Here is a 1,376-nt window from a genome sequence, read left to right as displayed (position 1 = left end):
CGCCATTGATGGAGTGGATGGCTCCCGCTCCCGGCATCGCATTGTGCCACATTAGGTGCTGTCAAAACCAACCCTGAAGGGAGCCATCCATGACAGATATTACCACGGTCGGCGTTGATCTCGCCAAGTCCGTTTTTCAGATCCACGGCGTCAATGCCGAAGGCGCGATTGTTGTGCGGCGGCAGCTGCGGCGCAGCCAAATGCTCGACTTCTTCCAGCGGCTTGCGCCCTGCCTGATCGGAATGGAGGCCTGTGCCGGGGCTCATCACTGGGCACGCGAGCTGGGCAAGTTCGGCCATGACGTCCGGCTAATGCCGCCGTCCTACGTCAAACCCTACGTCCGGCGAGGAAAGACCGACCAGGCCGATGCCGAGGCGATCTGCGAAGCCGTCACTCGGCCGTCGATGCGCTTCGTTGCGGTGAAGAGCGAAGAGACGCAGGCGCTCCTGATGACCCACAAGGCGCGCGAGTTTCTCGTCCGCCAGCTGACCCAAGTCACCAATGCAATCCGGGCGCATCTGGCAGAGTTCGGCATCGTGGTGCCGAAAGGCGTCCATAATGTCGGGCGTCTCCTGGAGGCCGGGGAGCGAGCTGATCTGCCAACCACAGCCCGGATGCCGCTGCGCCTGCTGGCCGACCAGTTCTTCGAGACCCGTGACCGTATCGATGCGCTGACAAAAGACATCCGCCGCGAGGCTGAGGCCAGCGGAGCTGCTAAGCGGCTTCAGACCATTCCCGGGATCGGTCCGATCACGGCGACGGCGCTGGCGGCGACCCTGCCCGATACGACTGGGTTCCGCAGCTCGCGCGACCTGTCGGCCTGGCTCGGCCTCACGCCGAAGCCGCATTCGAGCGGCGGCAAGGAAAAGCTCGGGCGGATTTCCAAGATGGGCAACCGCTACCTGAGGCGGCTGCTCTATCTCGGCGCCATGGGCGTGATTGCGGCTCGGCGGCGCGGTCTGCCCGGCGAAGACTGGTTGTGGCGCCTCCTGCAACGGAAGACCGCGAAGCAGGCCGCGATCGCCCTGGCGAACCGCATGGCGAGAACCGTCTGGGCCCTGCTGAGAAGCGGGACCAGCTACGACGCGGCGCGCGCTGCCTGAGACACCGGGGGCCATCCGCGCCCTAAACGAGATGGTGAGGTGCAAGGTGGGATGATGGCCATCTGACGGGCAAGCTGACGGGATACCCTGTTCGGACCAGAGCGCTTCGAGCGCGTGCCATTGATCGGGACCTAAGGCAGCCACGCGGACTTTCATCAGGGCGCGCAGCCATCGTGCTGCAGACAGACGCCGAATACATGACCGCACCCGACCAGACGCATGAAGCCCACGAAACGCCCTTGCCACGCGGGAGCCATCCATACATGGTCCGAG

1 protein-coding gene is annotated in these 1,376 nt (G+C 64.7%); it reads left to right on the top strand.

From position 1 onward, the window contains the following. Positions 1-89: 89 nt before the first annotated feature. Positions 90-1,103, top strand: a complete 1,014-nt coding sequence (locus DW2_RS18840; RefSeq protein ID WP_038149004.1) for an IS110 family RNA-guided transposase — start codon at positions 90-92, stop codon at positions 1,101-1,103. Positions 1,104-1,376 lie beyond the last annotated feature (273 nt).

The organism is Thioclava atlantica (assembly GCF_000737065.1).
GTDB classification, from domain to species: domain Bacteria; phylum Pseudomonadota; class Alphaproteobacteria; order Rhodobacterales; family Rhodobacteraceae; genus Thioclava; species Thioclava atlantica.
This window is presented reverse-complemented; position numbering and strand designations above follow the sequence as displayed.

What these genes read in the sequence shown, in the direction of transcription:
- DW2_RS18840 (WP_038149004.1), top strand. Translation starts at nt 90, where the DNA reads ATGACAGATATTACCACGGTCGGCGTTGATCTCGCCAAGTCCGTTTTT.